17 protein-coding genes are annotated in these 16,604 nt (G+C 73.1%); 10 read left to right on the top strand and 7 right to left on the bottom strand.

The genetic code is table 11. The annotated features are described in order from the left end of the window. Window positions 1-17 precede the first annotated feature (17 nt). Window positions 18-776: an IclR family transcriptional regulator gene (locus ACZ6RT_RS11975; protein WP_470153334.1), complete on the bottom strand. Its 759-nt coding sequence runs from the start codon at window positions 774-776 to the stop codon at window positions 18-20. 76 nt (window positions 777-852) lie between these two features. Between ACZ6RT_RS11975 and ACZ6RT_RS11970 the strand changes: the two genes are divergently transcribed. The 9 genes from ACZ6RT_RS11970 to kynU all read left to right on the top strand — a co-directional run bounded on the left by ACZ6RT_RS11970 (window position 853) and on the right by kynU (window position 9,358). Further along, a complete protein-coding gene (locus ACZ6RT_RS11970; protein WP_470153333.1) occupies window positions 853-2,307 on the top strand; it encodes a 2-hydroxymuconic semialdehyde dehydrogenase in 1,455 nt (484 codons plus the stop codon). After that, window positions 2,300-3,100, top strand: coding sequence for a 2-keto-4-pentenoate hydratase (locus ACZ6RT_RS11965; RefSeq protein ID WP_470153331.1), 801 nt, complete (start codon window positions 2,300-2,302; stop codon window positions 3,098-3,100). Before ACZ6RT_RS11970 ends, ACZ6RT_RS11965 begins: the two co-directional genes overlap by 8 nt. Then, window positions 3,097-4,083 (top strand): acetaldehyde dehydrogenase (acetylating), encoded by a 987-nt coding sequence (locus tag ACZ6RT_RS11960; RefSeq protein WP_470153329.1) that lies wholly within the window; start codon window positions 3,097-3,099, stop codon window positions 4,081-4,083. Before ACZ6RT_RS11965 ends, ACZ6RT_RS11960 begins: the two co-directional genes overlap by 4 nt. After that, on the top strand, window positions 4,080-5,282 hold the full coding sequence (gene dmpG / locus ACZ6RT_RS11955; protein WP_470153327.1) for a 4-hydroxy-2-oxovalerate aldolase: 1,203 nt from the start codon (window positions 4,080-4,082) through the stop codon (window positions 5,280-5,282). The genes ACZ6RT_RS11960 and dmpG overlap by 4 nt, the downstream gene beginning before the upstream one ends. Beyond that, a complete protein-coding gene (locus tag ACZ6RT_RS11950; protein ID WP_399189859.1) occupies window positions 5,279-6,049 on the top strand; it encodes a 2-keto-4-pentenoate hydratase in 771 nt (256 codons plus the stop codon). The genes dmpG and ACZ6RT_RS11950 overlap by 4 nt, the downstream gene beginning before the upstream one ends. Beyond that, window positions 6,046-6,468, top strand: coding sequence for a RidA family protein (locus ACZ6RT_RS11945; RefSeq protein WP_399189857.1), 423 nt, complete (start codon window positions 6,046-6,048; stop codon window positions 6,466-6,468). The genes ACZ6RT_RS11950 and ACZ6RT_RS11945 overlap by 4 nt, the downstream gene beginning before the upstream one ends. Continuing rightward, entirely contained in the window at window positions 6,465-6,980 is a 516-nt protein-coding gene (locus ACZ6RT_RS11940; RefSeq protein ID WP_399189855.1) for a 3-hydroxyanthranilate 3,4-dioxygenase, read from the top strand. Before ACZ6RT_RS11945 ends, ACZ6RT_RS11940 begins: the two co-directional genes overlap by 4 nt. A gap of 3 nt (window positions 6,981-6,983) precedes the next feature. Continuing rightward, complete coding sequence (locus ACZ6RT_RS11935; RefSeq protein ID WP_470153325.1) at window positions 6,984-7,955, top strand: amidohydrolase family protein; 972 nt, start codon at window positions 6,984-6,986, stop codon at window positions 7,953-7,955. 170 nt (window positions 7,956-8,125) lie between these two features. After that, a complete protein-coding gene (kynU, locus tag ACZ6RT_RS11930; protein WP_470153323.1) occupies window positions 8,126-9,358 on the top strand; it encodes a kynureninase in 1,233 nt (410 codons plus the stop codon). Between the two features lie 19 nt (window positions 9,359-9,377). Here kynU and ACZ6RT_RS11925 read toward each other — a convergent pair whose 3' ends face one another. The 4 genes from ACZ6RT_RS11925 to ACZ6RT_RS11910 form a co-directional block, all read right to left on the bottom strand. Continuing rightward, window positions 9,378-9,989, bottom strand: coding sequence for a hypothetical protein (locus ACZ6RT_RS11925; protein ID WP_399189848.1), 612 nt, complete (start codon window positions 9,987-9,989; stop codon window positions 9,378-9,380). Between the two features lie 268 nt (window positions 9,990-10,257). Further along, window positions 10,258-11,889 carry a CocE/NonD family hydrolase gene (locus ACZ6RT_RS11920; protein ID WP_399189846.1) on the bottom strand — a complete coding sequence of 544 codons (1,632 nt, stop codon included), beginning with the start codon at window positions 11,887-11,889 and terminating at the stop codon, window positions 10,258-10,260. 97 nt (window positions 11,890-11,986) lie between these two features. Beyond that, window positions 11,987-12,436, bottom strand: a complete 450-nt coding sequence (locus ACZ6RT_RS11915) for a DUF3237 domain-containing protein (protein WP_399189844.1) — start codon at window positions 12,434-12,436, stop codon at window positions 11,987-11,989. Continuing rightward, a complete protein-coding gene (locus tag ACZ6RT_RS11910) occupies window positions 12,433-13,644 on the bottom strand; it encodes a flavin-dependent oxidoreductase (protein WP_470153320.1) in 1,212 nt (403 codons plus the stop codon). The genes ACZ6RT_RS11915 and ACZ6RT_RS11910 overlap by 4 nt, the downstream gene beginning before the upstream one ends. A 73-nt stretch (window positions 13,645-13,717) precedes the next feature. Between ACZ6RT_RS11910 and ACZ6RT_RS11905 the strand changes: the two genes are divergently transcribed. Continuing rightward, entirely contained in the window at window positions 13,718-14,221 is a 504-nt protein-coding gene (locus tag ACZ6RT_RS11905; protein WP_399189840.1) for a MarR family winged helix-turn-helix transcriptional regulator, read from the top strand. A 106-nt stretch (window positions 14,222-14,327) separates the two neighbouring features. On the opposite strand, the gene ACZ6RT_RS11900 is transcribed toward ACZ6RT_RS11905, so the two are convergent. Both ACZ6RT_RS11900 and ACZ6RT_RS11895 read right to left on the bottom strand, forming a co-directional pair. Next, entirely contained in the window at window positions 14,328-14,696 is a 369-nt protein-coding gene (locus ACZ6RT_RS11900) for an MmcQ/YjbR family DNA-binding protein (protein ID WP_399189838.1), read from the bottom strand. Between the two features lie 161 nt (window positions 14,697-14,857). Continuing rightward, window positions 14,858-16,603: a pyruvate dehydrogenase gene (locus ACZ6RT_RS11895; protein WP_470153318.1), complete on the bottom strand. Its 1,746-nt coding sequence runs from the start codon at window positions 16,601-16,603 to the stop codon at window positions 14,858-14,860. Window position 16,604 lies beyond the last annotated feature (1 nt).

Raw genomic sequence — 16,604 nt, 5'->3', positions numbered from 1 at the left:
CGCGAGCCCGCGGGCCGTCAGATGGTCCTGGCCAGGGCGCGGGAGATGCCCAGGGCGGCGGCCTTGACCGCGGGGGCCAGCCGGGCCGGGTGGAAGCGGGCCAGCGGGACCGAGACCGAGAGCGCGGCCACGGCCACGCCGTCGCCGAACACCGGGGCCGCGATGCAGGCGCCGCCCGCCTGGGCCTCCTCGCGCTCGTACGCCAGTCCCGAGGCCTGGACCTGGCCGAGGGCCTCCTCCAGCCGCCGCGGGTCGACGATCGAGTGCGGGGTGAGCCGGCGCAGCGGACGGCCGAGGACCTCCTCGATCAGCTCGGGACCGGAGTAGGCCAGCAGGGCCTTGCCGATGCCGGTGCAGGTCAGCGGGAGACGACCGCCGACGCGGGACGGCAGCGCGAACGCCTCCTGGCCCTGGATCTTCTCGACGTAGACCACGTCCAGGCCGTCGCGCACCCCCAGGTGGACGGTCTCGTGGGTGGCCTCGTACAGATCGTGCATGAAGGGCAGGGCCGCGTGTCTCAGGTCGCGTTCCCCGGGCACGATGCTTCCGAGCTCGAAGAGCCGGCGGCCGAGGTAGTAGCCGTCCGGGCGGCGGGTGATCGCACCGATCTCGGTCAGCTCGGTGAGGAGCCGGAAGGCGGTGGTCTTGGGCAGGTGGCAGCGCTCGGTGACGTCGCTCAGCCGCAGGGGTCCTCCCGTGGGGCGGAACGCGTCGAGGACGAGCCATGACTTCTCCAGCATGGAGAGCCGGTCGGGGTTCCGTCTCACGGAACGCATTGTTGCCTATGTGCGGCCTTCCGCTCTATACCCGTACGTAGTGACCTCATGAAAACGCGATCCCCAGGGAGCAGCCGTGTCCGACCAGGTCGACCACTTCATCGGTGGGGTGCCGGTCGCCGAGGGAGCGACGTTCACCGTGTACGACCCGGTGACCGGGTCGGCCGTCCGGGAGGTCCGGGAGGCGGATCGGGCGGTCGTCGACCGCGCGGTGACCGCGGCCCGCGCCGCCCTGCCCGGGTGGGCGGCGCTGCCGGTGGCCGGGCGCGCCGCCTGGATGCGCCGCCTCGCCGACGCGATCGAGGAGCGGTTCGAGGACCTGGTGGCCGCGGAGATCGCCGACACCGGTAAGTCGGTCGCCCAGGCCCGCACCCTGGACATCCCGCGCGGCGCCGCCAACTTCCGGTCGTTCGCCGAGATCGCGGCCCAGCATCCGGAGAACGCGTTCCACCTGACGGACGTGCTGAGCTACACCGTGCGCAGGCCCCTGGGGGTGGTCGCGGTGATCGTGCCGTGGAACCTGCCGTTCCTGCTGGCGACCTGGAAGCTCGGGCCGGCGCTCGTGGCGGGCAACACCGTCGTGGTCAAGCCGTCGGAGCACACCCCCGGCTCTATGGCGGTGCTCGCCGAGATCGCCGCCTCGATCGGGCTGCCGCCGGGCGTCCTCAACGTCGTGCACGGCTTCGGAGCCGGATCGGCCGGGGAGTTCCTGGTGGAGCACCCGGGTGTGGACGCGGTCACCTTCACCGGGGAGAGCCGCACCGGATCGGCGATCATGAAGGCGGTGGCGGACCGGGTCAAGCCCGTCTCGTTCGAGCTGGGCGGCAAGAACGCCGGGCTGGTCTTCGCCGACGCCGACCTGGACGCCGCGGTCGAGGGGAGCGTGCGGTCGGTCTTCACCAACGGCGGCCAGGTGTGCCTGTGCACCGAGCGGCTCTACGTGCAGCGGCCCGTCTTCGAGGAGTTCACCGAGCGGCTGGCCCGCCGGGCCGGGCGGCTGCGGTTCGGCCGCCCCACCGACCCCGACGCCACCATGATGCCGATGATCTCCGCCGAGCACCGCGACAAGGTGCTCTCCTACTACGAGCTGGCCGCGCGCGAGGGCGCCGAGATCCGCGCCGGCGGCGGGGTGCCGACGTTCGGCGACGACCGCGACGGCGGCTACTACGTCGAGCCGACCGTGCTGACCGGCCTGCCGCACGACTCCCGGGTGAACCGGGAGGAGATCTTCGGCCCGGTCTGCCACGTCGCGCCGTTCGACACCGAGGCCGAGGCCGTTGCGCTGGCCAACGACAGCGAGTACGGCCTGGCGGCGACCGTGTGGACCTCCGGCCTGAGCCGCGCCCACCGGGTCGCGCAGTCGCTGGAGGCCGGCCTGGTCTGGGTCAACACCTGGTACCTGCGCGACCTGCGCACCCCGTTCGGCGGGGTGAAGCTGTCGGGCATCGGCCGCGAGGGCGGCACGCGCTCCCTGGACTTCTACTCCGAGCCCACCACGATCACCATCAAGCTGGAGCCCGAACATGACTGAGTGGAGCGAGGCCACCGACGTGTACGCCGAGGCGGCCGACCGGCTGCTGGAGGCGGCCCGGAGCGGCAAACCGTGCCCCCCGGTGCGCGACATGCTCCCGGCCGGGAACGCCGAGGCCGTCGGGTACGCCGTACAGGAGGTCAACACCAGGCGGGCGCTGGAGCAGGGGCGCCGCCCGGTGGGCAGGAAGATCGGCCTGACCTCGCAGGCGGTGCGGCGCCAGCTCGGCGTGGACAGCCCGGACTACGGGATGCTCTTCGCCGACATGGCCTACCTGGACGGCCTGACCGTCCCGGTCGACCGCTTCCTGCAGCCCCGGGTGGAGGCGGAGATCGCGCTGGTCCTGGGCAGGGACCTGGAGGGCGGCCCGTTCACCGTCGCGGACGTCATCCGCGCGGTCGACTTCGTGCTGCCCGCCATCGAGATCGTCGACAGCCGCATCGCGGGCTGGGACATCACGCTCGTCGACACGGTCGCCGACAACGCCTCCAGCGGCGCGTTCGTCCTCGGCAACACCCCGGTCGGCCTGCGCGACCTGGACCTGCGCCTGGCCGGGATGACCATGAGCCGGCGCGGCCAGGAGGTCTCCACCGGCGCGGGCGCCGCCTGCATGGGGCATCCGCTGAACGCCGCGGTCTGGCTGGCCGACGCGCTGGGCCGCACGGACTTCTCGCTGGGCGCCGGGGACGTCGTGCTCACCGGAGCGCTCGGCCCGGTGGTGGACGTCGAACCCGGCGACACCTTCGAGGTGCACATCGACGGCCTGGGGTCGGTAAGGACGGTCTTCTCGTGAAAGTCGCGATCATCGGTTCCGGGAACATCGGCACCGACCTGATGTTCAAGGCCCTGCTCTCGGAGAAGGTCGAGGTGGTCGCGATGGCCGGCATCGACCCGGACTCCGACGGCCTGGCCCGCGCCCGCCGCCGCGGCCTCGCCACGACCAGCGAGGGCGTCGAGGGGCTGGTGGCGCTGCCCGGGTTCGGCGAGGTGGACGTGGTCCTCGACGCGACCTCGGCCGGGGCGCACCGGCACAACGACCGGGTGCTGCGCGCGCACGGCAAGCGGGTCGTCGACCTGACCCCGGCCGCGATCGGCCCCTACGTGGTGCCCTCGGTCAACCTGGAGGCCCACCTGGCCGAGCCGAACCTCAACATGGTCACCTGCGGGGGGCAGGCCACGATCCCGATCGTGGCGGCGGTCGCCTCGCGGACGCCCGTCCGGTACGCCGAGATCGTCGCCTCGATCGCGTCCCGGTCGGCCGGTCCGGGCACCCGGGCCAACATCGACGAGTTCACCGAGACGACCGCCCGCGCGATCGAGCGGGTCGGCGGGGCCGCCAGGGGCAAGGCGATCATCGTGCTCAACCCGGCCGAGCCGCCGCTGATCATGCGTGACACGGTCTACTGCCTGGTCGGCGACTGCGACGAGGCCGCCGTGACCGGGGCGGTGCTGGACATGGTGGAACAGGTCAGGACGTACGTGCCGGGCTACCGGCTCAAGCAGGAGGTGCAGTTCGAGGAGATCGGGGCCGGGGAGCCGCTGCCCGACGGCACCCGCGACGGCGGCGTCAAGGTGACCGTCTTCCTGGAGGTGGAGGGCGCCGCCCACTACCTGCCCGCCTACGCCGGCAACCTCGACATCATGACCTCGGCCGCACTGCGCACGGCCGAACGCCTCGCCGCCCCGGCCACCGCCGCCACCGCCGCCACCGCCCCGGCCGTCACCGCCGTCGCCCCGGCCGCCGCCTCGACGCGGGGCGCGGAGGTGGGGGCATGAGGCTGTACGTGCAGGACGTGACGCTGCGGGACGGCATGCACGCCATCCGGCACCGCTACACCGTCGGCCAGGCCGCCGCCATCGCCGCGGCCCTCGACGCCGCCGGGGTGGCGGCCATCGAGATCGCGCACGGCGACGGCCTCGCCGGGGGCGGCTTCAGCTACGGCGTGGGCGCGCACACCGACGACGAGTGGATCGAGGCGGTCGCCGGGGTCGTACGGCGGGCGAGGCTGACCACCCTGCTGCTGCCGGGCATCGGCACCGTCCGGGACCTGAGGCGCGCCCACGCCCTCGGCGTCACCTCGGTGAGGATCGCCACCCACTGCACCGAGGCCGACGTCTCGGCCCAGCACATCTCGGTCGCGCGCGAGCTCGGCATGGACGTGGCCGGGTTCCTGATGATGTCCCACCTGGCCCCCGCCGACGAGCTGGCCCGGCAGGCCGCGCTCATGGAGTCCTACGGCGCGCACTGCGTCTACGTGACCGACTCCGGCGGCAGGCTGACCATGGACGGGGTGCGCGAGCGGATCCGGGCCTACCGCTCGGTGCTGCGCCAGGAGACCGAGATCGGCATCCACGCCCACCACAACCTGGGGCTGGGCGTGGCCAACTCGGTCGTCGCGGTGGAGAACGGCGCCTGCCGGGTGGACGCCTCCCTGGCAGGGATGGGCGCGGGCGCGGGCAACTGCCCGATCGAGGCGTTCGTCGCGGTGGCCGACCTGACCGGCTGGGAGCACGGCTGCGACCTGTACGCCCTGATGGACGCGGCCGACGACCTGGTCAGGCCGCTGCAGGACCGGCCGGTCCGGGTGGACAGGGAGACGCTGACGCTCGGCTACGCCGGGGTGTACTCCAGCTTCCTGCGGCACGCCGAGGCCGCCTCGACGCGCCACGGGGTCGACACCAGGGCCATCCTGACCGAGGCGGGCCGCCGCCGGATGGTGGGCGGCCAGGAGGACATGATCGTGGACATCGCACTCGACCTGGCCCGCTCGGCGGCCCCGGAGAGCCCGGCGTCCCCGGCGGGTCCGGTGGCTCCGGGGAGCCCGGCGGGTCCGGTGGCTCCGGGGAGCCCGGCGGGTTCGGTGGCTCCGGGGAGCCCGGCGGGTTCGGGCGGGGCGGCCGGTCCGCGGGAACCTGCGCGCCCGGCGGACCCGGTGCTCTCCGGGCCGGGCACCCGTTCGGAGGAGAGGGCATGACCGACCTGCACCGGCTCGCGGCCGTCCTGGACGAGGCGGCCCGCACCGGCCGCGCCGTGCCCAGGCCCGAGCAGGACTACGACGTGGCCGACGCCTACCGCGTCCAGGAGGAGCTGATCCGGCTCCGCCTGGAGCGGGGCGACCGGCTCGCCGGGGTGAAGCTGGGCTTCACCAGCGAGGGCAAGCGCCGCCAGATGGGCGTGCACGACGTCATCTTCGGCCGCCTCCCCGCGTCGTCCGCCGTCGCCGACGGCTCGACCGCGGACGTGTCCGGCCTCGTCCACCCGAGGGTGGAACCGGAGATCGTCTACCTGCTGGGCCGGCGCATCGCCTCGCCCGCCGACGCGCTCGCGCCGGACGCCGTCGCGGCCGTCGCGGTCGGCGTCGAGGTCATCGACTCCCGCTACGAGGACTTCCGCTTCTCGCTGCCGGACGTGATCGCCGACAACACCTCGGCCGCCGGGTACGCCGTCGGCCCGTGGCAGCCCCACGACCCGTCCCGGTGGAACCTGGGCGTCGTCCTGGAGATCGACGACCGGGTGGTGCACGCCGGGTCGACCGGTGCGATCCTGGGGGACCCGCGCCGAGCCCTGGCCGAGGCCGCGCGCCTGGCCGCTCAGGTGGGAATGGTCCTGGAGGAGGGGTGGATCCTGCTCGCCGGAGCCGCCACGCCCGCCGAGCCGCTCCTGCCGGGCGCGCGGGTACGGGCCGAGATCCAGCACCTGGGCTCGGTCTCGTTCACCGCGAAGGAAAGGGACACACCATGAACGAAGGACTCGTCGTCCCCGGCAAGGCCGTCCCCCGGGGCCGGTTCCCGCACGTCAAGCGGGCGGGTGACTTCCTGTACGTGTCGGGCACCAGCGCGCGCAGGCCGGACGACACGATCGCCGGGGTCCGGACCGACGCGTCCGGCAAGATCACGCTCGACATCGCCGAGCAGACCCGGGCCGTGATAGAGAACATCGGCGACATCCTCAAGGCGGCCGGGGCCGACCTGAGCAACCTCGTGCAGATCACCACGTACCTGGTGAACATCGACGACTTCGGCGGCTACAACGCCGTCTACGCGGAGTACTTCGACGAGAGCGGCCCGGCCCGCACGACCGTGGCCGTCCGCGAGCTGCCGCACCCGCACCTGCTCATCGAGATTCAGGCCGTCGCCCACCGACCGGAGGATCGCCCGTGATCAGCCCCATCGACTTCACCGCATGGATCGACGAGCACGCCCACCTGCTCAAGCCCCCGGTGGGGAACAAGATGGTCTTCGAGCGCAGCGACGACTTCATCGTCATGGTCGTCGGCGGCCCGAACGCGCGGACCGACTTCCACATCGACCCGTACGAGGAGCTCTTCTACCAGATCCGCGGCAACATGCACGTCAACGTCATGACGCCGGAGGGGCCGGAGACCGTGCACGTCCGCGAGGGCCAGATGTGGCTGCTCCCGGCGAACACCCCGCACTCGCCGCAGCGTCCCGAGGAGGGCTCCGTCGGCCTGGTGGTGGAGCGGATCCGGCCGGAGGGAGTGCTGGAGAGGTTCCTGTGGTACTGCCCCGAGTGCAGCGCCGTGGTCCACGAGGTGGAACTGCAGGTCCGGAACATCGTGACCGACCTGCCGCCGATCTTCCAGGCGTTCTACGACGACGAGAAGGCGCGCACCTGCGGCGGCTGCGGAGCCCTGCACCCGGGCAAGGGATAGCCGGTGATCGTCGACGTCCACACCCACCACGTCCCCGCGGGCTGGCCGGACCTCGGCTGGCCGGGGGCGCCCCGGCTGCGGATCGACTCCGAGCGGGAGGCCGTCATCCTGCTCGGCGACCGGGAGTTCCGCCGGATCGCCGACGACTGCTGGAACCCCTCGGTCCGGCTGGAACGGATGGACGCCGACGGAGTGGACGTGCAGGTCGTCTCGCCGACCCCGGTCTTCTTCTGCTACGACCGCCCCGCGGCCGAGGCCGTACGGGTGGCGAGGATCTTCAACGACCTGGCGCTGGAGATCTGCGCGTCCGAGCGGCTGGTGCCGTTCTGCCAGGTGCCGCTCCAGGATCCCGACCTGGCCTGCGCCGAACTGGACCGGTGCCTGGCCGCGGGTCACGCGGGCGTCGAGATCGGCAACCACGTCGGGGACCGCGACCTGGACGACGAGGGCGTCGTCCAGTTCCTCCGGCACTGCGCCGACGTGGGCGCGCCCGTCTTCGTCCACCCGTGGGACATGACGGGCGGGCCCCGGCTGGACCGGTGGATGGCGCGGTGGCTGGTCGGCATGCCCGCCGAGACGCACCTGTCGATCCTCGCGCTGATCCTGGGCGGCGTCCTGGACCGGGTGCCGGAGACGCTGCGCCTGTGCTTCGCGCACGGCGGCGGCTCGTTCGCCTTCTGGCTCGGCCGGTTCGAGAACGCCTGGCACCGCCGCGGTGACCTGGTCGGGGTCTCGGAGTTCCCGCCGTCGCACTACCTCGACCGGTTCAGCGTGGACTCGGTGGTGTTCGACGAGCGGGCGCTGCGGCTGCTGGTGGACACCATGGGGGAGGACCGGGTCATGCTCGGCTCGGACTTCCCCTACCCGCTGGGCGAGTCCCCGGTGGGGGCGCTGGTCCGTGGCGCGGGGTTCCTGTCGGAGGCCGCCCGCGCCAAGCTGCTCGGCGGCAACGCCCTCCGCTTCCTGGGCCGCTGAACCCGCCGCCGAACCCGCTGAGCCCACTGAGCCCACCGGATCCCCGCCACGGGCCCGTCGCCGAGCCCACCGCGGGCCCACCGCGGGCCCACCGCGGGCCCGCATGCGGGGAGTCCCACCGGTCACGGCATGATGGACCGGTCGCCAGGCGCCTACCCCGGAGATGACCCGTGGCCCTCAGTCGTGCGGAGTGCGTCGCCCTCGACGCCGCCGATCCCCTCAGCCGGTTCAGGGACGAGTTCGTCCTGCCCGACGGGACGATCTACCTCGTCGGCAACTCGCTGGGCGCCCCGCCCAGGGCGGCCGCCGCCGCGGTGGCGAGGACCGTGGAGCAGGAGTGGGGAGGCAGGCTGGTCGGGGCCTGGAACACCTCGGGCTGGTTCGACCTGCCGCTGACCACCGGTGACCGGATCGCCCCGCTGATCGGGGCGGGACCCGGTCAGGTGGCGGTGGGCGACAGCACCTCGATCGCCATCGTCAAGACCGTCTCCGCGGCACTGGGCCTGCGCCCCGGACGCCGGGTGATCGTCTCCAACCCGGCCGACTTCCCCACCGACCGCTACGTGGTCGAGGGGCTGGCGGGCGCCCTGGGCGGCTACGAGATCCGCGACGTCAACGGCCCCGACGCGCTCCCGGCCGCGCTCTCCGACGAGGTCGCGTGCGTGCTGCTGTCGGAGGTGGACTACCGGACCGGGGCCCGCCACGACACGGAGGCGATCACCGCGCTGGTCCAGGAGTCGGGCGCGCTGATGATCTGGGACCTGTGCCACAGCGTCGGCGCGTACCAGGTGGACGTCTCGGCGGCCGACTTCGCGGTGGGCTGCACCTACAAGTACCTGAACGGCGGCCCGGGGGCCCCGGCCTTCGTCTACGTCAGCCCGCGTCACCAGGACGAGGCCCGTCACCTGCTGACCGGCTGGCACGGGCACGCGGCGCCGTTCGCCTTCGAGCCCGGCTTCCGCCCCGCCGACGGCATCCGGCGCTTCACCGTCAGCACCCCGCCGGTGATGTCCTTCGCCCCGCTCAACGCCTCGCTCGACATCTGGGAGCACGTCGACCTGGCCGCCGTGCGCGCCAAGAGCGTGGCGCTGACCTCGCTCTTCATCGAGCTGGTCGAGGAGCTCTGCGCGCCGTACGGGCTCTGGCTCGTCTCGCCCCGGGACCCGGAGCGCCGGGGCAGCCAGGTGAGCTTCGGCCACCCCCACGGCTACCCCGTCATGCGCGCCCTGATCGACCGGGGCGTCCACGGCGACTTCCGAGCACCCGACGTCCTCAGGTTCGGCTTCGCGCCGCTCTACATCCGCTTCGCCGACGTCCACGACGCGGCCGCGCTGCTGGCCGAGGTGCTGGAGAAGGAGCACTGGCGCGACGACCGGTACGGCCGGCGCCTCGCCGTCACCTGAGGACGCGGCGCCGCGGGGCTCAGCGCTCGCTCAGCTTGCGTCCCCTGTACATCGGGTGGCTGGTCTCCCAGTACCTCCAGCCCTCCACCCGCGCGGGGATGTTGGCGATGCCCGCCGCGACCCGGTGCACCCGGCAGTTGTAGACCCTGCGCCAGGCCGTGAAGGCCGTCCGGTAGCCGAAGACGCGGTACCACAGGTTGCCGTACTTGCCGTCGCTGATCTCCTGCGTGTACTCGTGGCCGGTCTCCACCACGTACTCCTCGGCGACCAGCGGGTTCAGCATGTTCCGGAACTGCCGGACCAGCTCCGCCCTGTCGACCGAGCCGACCCTCTCCCGCTCGATCTCCATCTCGGCGTAGACCCGGTGCTGGCGGTTGACCGAGGCCGTCATCGTGCCGCCCGGACCGTCGATGAACCGGGTGCGCGGCACGAAGAAGTTCCTCGGCCGCAGGTGGTGGAAGCTGAAGTAGGACTTCGGCCGGCAGACGCGCTGCGCCTCTCCCCGGACCGTGCCGGCCGGGGCCAGGCCGTCGCTGACGTACGGGTCCGGGTCGCGCGGGGCGCCCGTCACCGAGGCGGCGGCGGGCGCGGACAGGGTGACGGCCAGCGCGAGGGAAAGGAGTCCCGCCACCGGGAGTGTCACCGTCCGGTGCCCCCCGCACCGGACGCGGGGAACCGCGGTGTTCGTCTGGAGGCCGGGTGTGGACATGGGACACCGTTCCTTTCGAGGCGCGGTCCGTGGCCGCGATCGGTTCGCGGGCCGCGGGACGGCTGCTCTCTGTCGGCGCGCCGAGCGGCTCAGCGTGACACTGATGATGCTTACAGTCACGATTGATGCCTATGTGGTGCCACGCCGTGCCCCACCCCATGAAATAGGGAAAGGGCAGGTGAAAAGGCGTTTACACCGATTCCCCGCCCGCCCGGTCACCCTTTCCCCGGCGGGGGACGACCGGCAGGGTGACGAAGGAGCCTGGGAAGACGGTCTGGTGCTGGACGACCAGCTCGTCCTCGGTCGTCTCGGCCCCGGTGCGGCCGTTGCCGGGGTTGCGGTCGAAGCGCGGGAAGTTGGAGCTGGAGATCTCCACCCGGATGCGGTGCCCGGCCTTGAAGACCTGGCTGGTGGCCACCAGGTCGATCACGAACTCGGCGGGGCGGCCGGGCTCGGTACGGGCCCTGAGGATGCCGTCGATCACGCTCATCGCCCGGCCGTCGGGGTGGACGTCGACCAGCTTGGCCGTCCAGTCGGTGGAGACCGCGGAGGTCGCCGCGCGCAGCGTGACGCTGAGCGGTCCGGTCACCTCGATGTCGGCGTCCAGGACCTCGGTGGTGAAGCAGAGCACGTCGGGGCGGCGCTCCACCTCGCGCTGGTCCTGCGGGCCGACGTTGCCGGCGTCGGCGAACAGCACCGGGCCGCCGACCGTGGGGACCGGGTCGCGCGGGTCGAAGACGAACGTCAGGGGGGTGTCCCCGGCCGGGACGTCGGTCGACAGCCCGCCGTCGGGGTGCAGGTGGTAGCGGGTCCCGACCGCGCGGGCCAGGGGCCACTCCTCCTCGTCCCGCCACACGTCGTCGCCCATCACGAAGATCCTCACCGCGGGCCCGCGGTCGGCACCCCGCAGGAAGTCGAGCTGCCGCGCCTCCACCCGGGCCGCGGGGGCCGAGGCGGCGAAGCCGAAGTCGAGGGCGCCCGTGCTCGCGCCGTGCGACCACGGCCCGACGACCAGCGGCCCGCCCAGGCGGCGGTGGTTCTCCAGGGTCCCGGCGAGGAACACGTCGAACCAGCCGGCCGTGTGCATGACCGGCACCTCGATGTCCTCGTGCCGCATGGTCCCGGCCAGCTCCCGCCAGTAGTCGTCCCGCTCGGGGTGCGAGATCCACTCCTCCCACCACGGGATGCCCGGGATGTCGCGCAGCGGGAGCGTCCGCGCGGCCCGCGCGGGGGCGCCGATGACGGGCCGCAGCTCGGCGAACCCGGCCCTCACGTCCTCGCCCGCCTGGGCCGCGTGCGTCAGGGTGAGCATCGCCTGCATCGACCCCCAGTACAGCGCCGAGCCCAGCGCGAAGGCGCCGCCGTGGTACTTCAGGCCGTCGTGGAAGTCGTGCGGGGTCATGGTCGCGACCACGGCCTTCAACCCCGGCGGGCGCAGCGCCGCCGCCTGCAGCGCGCACCCCGCGAGGTACGACATCCCGTACGCCATGACCTCGCCGTTCGACCACGGCCGGGCGGTGATCCACTCGATGGTGTCGTAGCCGTCGGTGCCCTCGTCCCGCCAGGGCCGGAAGACGCCGTCGCTGCTCCCGCGCCCCCGGCAGTGCTGGAACACCACCGCGAACCCGGCCTCCAGCGCGGGGATCTTCGGCACCGCGCGGAACGAGCCCTCGCCGTACGGGGAGCGGACGAGCAGGGTCGGGAACGGGCCGCCCGAGGCCGGGCGGTGGACGTCGCCGCGCAGGATCGTGCCGTCGCGCATCCGGAACGGGGTGTCGTGCTCGGAGGCGAGCGGCAGGGGCGCGCGGTCGAGGTTCGGCATCGGGGCTCCTCGGGTGGCTCGGACGGCTCGGACGGCTCGGGTGGCTCGGTGAGGACGGCTAGGTGAGGGCGGCTCGGGTGAGGGTGGCTCGGCCGGCTCAGGTCAGGGTGCAGGCCTCGTAGCGGACGGCGTTCGCGGTGCGGCTCCCCGAGGCCACGGCCAGGGTGCGGTTGAGCCACAGGTACCGCGCGTCACCGGTCTCGAAGCGGCAGAAGAGCCGGAAGTAGTACTCGGCGGGATCGACGGGTTCGCCCCTGGACAGGCGTTCCATGACCGGGGGCGGGCCGTGCCGTACCCCGCTGGTGGAGATGTACAGGTGCGCGCCGTCGTGGGTGCGCAGGGTGTAGCGGGTGTCGATGCTGGCCGTGCCGTCGGCGTGCAGGATCTGCCAGTCGGCCCCGCCGGGCAGCACGGTCCCGGACAGCCGCGCCCCCTCGAACGAGCCGCCCACGATGTTGATCACCCGGCGCCTGCCCCACGGGGTGTCGCCCAGGTCGAGGATCGGGTCGAGTTCCACGTGAAACGTGGCGAGCGGTTCGAGGTTCAACGGTCCACGCTCCAGGACGGGCGCTCGTTGAGCGCGACCGGGTCGAAGCCCGCCGTGCGCTTGTACGACGCGGCGATCTCGGCCCGCTCGGCGAACGGGATGACGCTCTCCACGTCGTCGAAACCGTCCGGCGCCCGGTCGTGGGCGAGCTTCATGACGACCTCGGGCCCCATCCTCCGGTTGGAGAGCTGCAGGGCGGTCGTCACCGGGCGCCTGGTCGCCTCGTACGCCGCGAGGTCGCCGCGGGCGAGGGAGTGGGCGAGCACCCGCGCGTCGACGATCGCCTGGGAGGCGCCGTTCGAGCCGATCGGGTACATGGCGTGGGCGGCGTCACCCAGCAGGGTGACGTTGCCCGCCGTCCAGTACGGCAGCGGGTCGCGGTCGACCATCGGGTACTCGTAGACCGCCTCGGCGCCGGTGATGATCCCGGGCACGTCCAGCCAGTCGAAGCGCCAGTCCGCGAAGTGCGCGGCGATCCGCGCCGGGTCCGCGGGACGGTTCCAGTCGGCCGGCCCCGAGGCCGCGCCGTCCACCGGCCGTTCGGCGATCCAGTTGATCAGTGTCCGCTCGCCCGTCGCGATCGGGTAGGCCACGAACTTCTGGGTGCCGTCACCGGCCATGATCATGGATCGCCCGGTCAGGAACGGCTCCCCGTACGTCGTGCCCCGCCACAGGAGAAGGCCGTTCCACGGCGGCGGGCCCTCGCCGGGGAACAGGTGGGCCCGGACGGCCGAGCGGATGCCGTCCGCGCCGACCAGCAGGTCGTCCGGGCCGATCGGCACCTCGTCCGTCCCGGCGCGCGGGATACCGGTGCCGGTGAAGGTGACGCGGCTGCCGGTGCGCACGGCCCGTGGGCCCAGGCGCTCGGTCACGGCCTCCAGCAGGAGCATCTGCAGGCGCCCGCGGTGGACGGAGTACTGGGGCCAGGCGTAACCGGCGTCGATCCCCCGGGGCTCGGACCAGATCGGCGTGCCGTACCGGTTGAAGTAGGCCAGCTCGGCGGTGGCCACCCCGGTCCCGGCCAGCCGGTCGGCGAGGCCGAGCTCGGTGAGCTCGCGCACGGCGTGCGGCAGCAGGTTGATGCCCACGCCCAGCGGGCGGATCCGTTCGGCCGCCTCGTGCACGACCACGTCCTCGAAGCCGGCCGCGTGCAGGCTGAGGGCCGTCGCCAGCCCGCCGATGCCGCCTCCGGCGATGACCACCCGCACGGGCGCCTCCGGTGAATGTTGTTATGGCCATAACAATATTCACGCCGTACCTCACCTGCGCAAGACTTGGCCGGTGGACAGAGCAGATCTGCGGTACGCCGCCTACGCCAGGGAACGCCTGGCGGCCATGCCGCCCCCGGCCGACGCGGAGGCCTTCGCGCTGGCGTACAACCTGCTTCAGCTGGCCTACCTGCTCGTCACCGACCTGGAGACCCGGATCCACCGCCCGCGCGGCTGGACCCTCCCCGGTTTCCGCCTGATGTTCAAGCTCTGGCTGCTCGGCCCCACCCGGCCCGTCAGGCTCGCCGAGATCTCCGCGATGTCCCGCTCGGCGGTGACCAACGCCGTCAACACGCTGGAGCGCGACGGCCTGGTCCGGCGCCGCCCGGACCCGGGCGACGGGCGGGCCGTGGTGGTCGAGCTCACCTCAGCGGGCGAGAGCGCGGTCCGGGAGATCTTCGCCGAGCAGACGCGCCGGGAGCAGGAGTGGTTCTCCCCGCTGGCGCCCGGCGAGCGCGACGAGCTCACCGGCCTGCTCGGCCGGATCCTCGCCGCCCGCCCGCGGGACGTCCCCTGACCTCCGGCACGCCCGCCCCGCTCCTTCCGCCTGCCCTTCCTGAGCATCCGCTCCGGGGGCCGTCCGCTCCGCCGATGCCGGACGCGCCGGGCCGGAAGGCGCCGGGTCAGGAGGCGTCGAGGCGGGCGACGAGCCTCTTGGGGGCGACGGCACGGTAGCTCTCCTCGACCCAGTCCAGGAGCACCTCGGTCTCCGGGAGCGGGCCGGTCAGCGGGATCGTCACCCAACCCGCCCTGCCCAGCCCGTACCCCGACGGCCGGGCGCCCGGGAGTGCCAAAGCGTGCCCGTTCGACTCCGGCAGCTTCACGCCGACGCTCGGACGCCACTTCTCCGTCGGCTCCTCGACGCCGAGGAAGATGAAGATCTTCTTGTTCACCTTGACGACCGTGTCGCCCCAGGGGTGATCCTCGTAGGCCTCCGGCAGTCGCAGCGCGAACTCGCGCAGCGTCTCGCGGACCTCGCGCCAACCGTCCATGGCGTCATTGTGGGCCCCGCCACCGACAGTTCCGGCGCCCCCGCCCGGGGACGCCGGGACGCCGCGCGCCGGCGACGCCGGACACCGCGCGCGGGGAGACACGGAACACCGCGTGCCAGGGACGCGGGACGCCACGGGTCAGGGGCGCGGGACGCCACGGGTCAGGGGCGCGGGATGCTGCGCAGGTTCGCCCTCGCCATGTCGATCATGCGTCCGACCCCGCCGGTGAGAACGATCTTCCCGGCGGCCAGCGCGAACCCCTTCACCTGCCCCGCGCTCACGTGCGGCGGCATCGCCAGCACGTCCGGATCGGTGACCACGTCCAGCAGGAAGGGGCCGGGCGTGGCGAACGCCGTCCGGAGGGCCTCGCGCACGTCCGCGGGGTCCTCCACGCGCAGGGACGCGATGCCGGCCGCGGCGGCGATGGCCGCGTAGTCGACGGGGGCGTTGTCGGTGCCGTGGTCGGGCAGCCCGTTCACCAGCATCTCCAGCTTCACCATGCCGAGCGAGGAGTTGTTGAACACCACGGTCTTCACCGGCAGGTCGTGCTGCCGGACGGTGAGCAGCTCCCCCAGGAGCATGGCCAGCCCGCCGTCCCCGGACAGGGACACGACCTGCCGTCCCCGGTCGGTGAACTGCGCGCCGATGGCGTGCGGGAGCGCGTTGGCCATGCTCCCGTGCCAGAACGAGCCGATGACCCGGCGGCGGGCGTTGGGGGTGAGGTAGCGGGCGGCCCAGACCGTGCACATCCCGGTGTCCGCGGTGAACACCGCGTCGTCGGCGGCCAGCTCGTCCACCAGGTTCGCCACGTACTCGGGGTGGATCGGCCGGTGCTTCCCGATGTCGTGGGTGTACGCCTCCACGACGTCCTCCAGCGCCTTGACGTGACGCGACAGCATCCTGTCCAGGAACCGGCGGTCCGTCTTCTGCGTGACGTGGGGCAGCACCGCGCGGACCGTCGCGCCGACGTCGCCGTGCACGGCCAGCTCCAGCGGGGTCCTGCGGCCCAGCCGCGCCGCGTCGTGGTCGATCTGGACCGTGCGCGCGCCGGGCAGGAAGTCGTCGTACGGGAAGTCGGTCCCGGCCAGCACCACCAGGTCGGCCTCGTGCATCGCCTCGTAGCAGGAGCCGTACCCGAGCAGCCCGCTCATCCCCACGTCGTAGGGGTTGTCGTACTGGATCCACTCCTTGCCGCGCAGCGCGTGCCCGACCGGCGCGAGCGTGCGGCCGGCCAGCGCCATGACCTCGTCGCGGGCGTGCCGGGTCCCGGCGCCGCAGAACAGCATCACCTTCTCGGCCCGGTTCAGCGCGGCGGCCAGCTCGGCCACCTGGTCGGCGGGCGGTATCACGGTGCCCGTGCGGGTCAGCAGGTCGTGCTCGCCCAGCGACTGCGGGACGTCCAGGTCGGCCACGTCGCCGGACAGGACCACCACCGAGACGCCGCCGAGGCCGATCGCCCGCTGGACGGCGGTCCGCAGCACCCTGGGCATCTGGCCGGGTGAGGCGATCGTCTCGCAGAAGTGGCTGCACTCCACGAACGACCGCTCGGGGTGGGTCTCCTGGAAGAACCCGGTGCCGATCTGCGTGGAGGGGATCTGGGCGGCCAGCGCGAGCACCGGGGCGCCGCTGCGGTGGGCGTCGTAGAGTCCCTGCAGCAGGTGCGTGTTACCGGGCCCGCAGCTTCCCGCGCAGACCGCCAGGCGCCCGGTGACCTGCGCCTCGGCCGCCGCGGCGAACGCCCCGGCCTCCTCGTTGCGCACGTGGACCCACTCGATGCCCCCGTTGACGCCCCCCGTCTTCCTGATGGCGTCGACCACCGGGTTCAGGCTGTCGCCCACCACCCCGTAGATCCGCTCCACCCCGGTCTGGCGCAGGACCTCGATGAACTGTTCCGCGACGGTCGCCATG

Source organism: Streptosporangium sp. NPDC050148 (genome assembly GCF_055586505.1).
This window is presented reverse-complemented; position numbering and strand designations above follow the sequence as displayed.

What these genes read in the sequence shown, in the direction of transcription:
- ACZ6RT_RS11975 (WP_470153334.1), bottom strand. Translation starts at nt 776, where the DNA reads ATGCGTTCCGTGAGACGGAACCCCGACCGGCTCTCCATGCTGGAGAAG.
- ACZ6RT_RS11965 (WP_470153331.1), top strand. Translation starts at nt 2,300, where the DNA reads ATGACTGAGTGGAGCGAGGCCACCGACGTGTACGCCGAGGCGGCCGAC.
- dmpG (WP_470153327.1), top strand. Translation starts at nt 4,080, where the DNA reads ATGAGGCTGTACGTGCAGGACGTGACGCTGCGGGACGGCATGCACGCC.
- ACZ6RT_RS11950 (WP_399189859.1), top strand. Translation starts at nt 5,279, where the DNA reads ATGACCGACCTGCACCGGCTCGCGGCCGTCCTGGACGAGGCGGCCCGC.
- ACZ6RT_RS11945 (WP_399189857.1), top strand. Translation starts at nt 6,046, where the DNA reads ATGAACGAAGGACTCGTCGTCCCCGGCAAGGCCGTCCCCCGGGGCCGG.
- ACZ6RT_RS11920 (WP_399189846.1), bottom strand. Translation starts at nt 11,889, where the DNA reads ATGCCGAACCTCGACCGCGCGCCCCTGCCGCTCGCCTCCGAGCACGAC.
- ACZ6RT_RS11900 (WP_399189838.1), bottom strand. Translation starts at nt 14,696, where the DNA reads ATGGACGGTTGGCGCGAGGTCCGCGAGACGCTGCGCGAGTTCGCGCTG.
- ACZ6RT_RS11895 (WP_470153318.1), bottom strand. Translation starts at nt 16,603, where the DNA reads ATGGCGACCGTCGCGGAACAGTTCATCGAGGTCCTGCGCCAGACCGGG.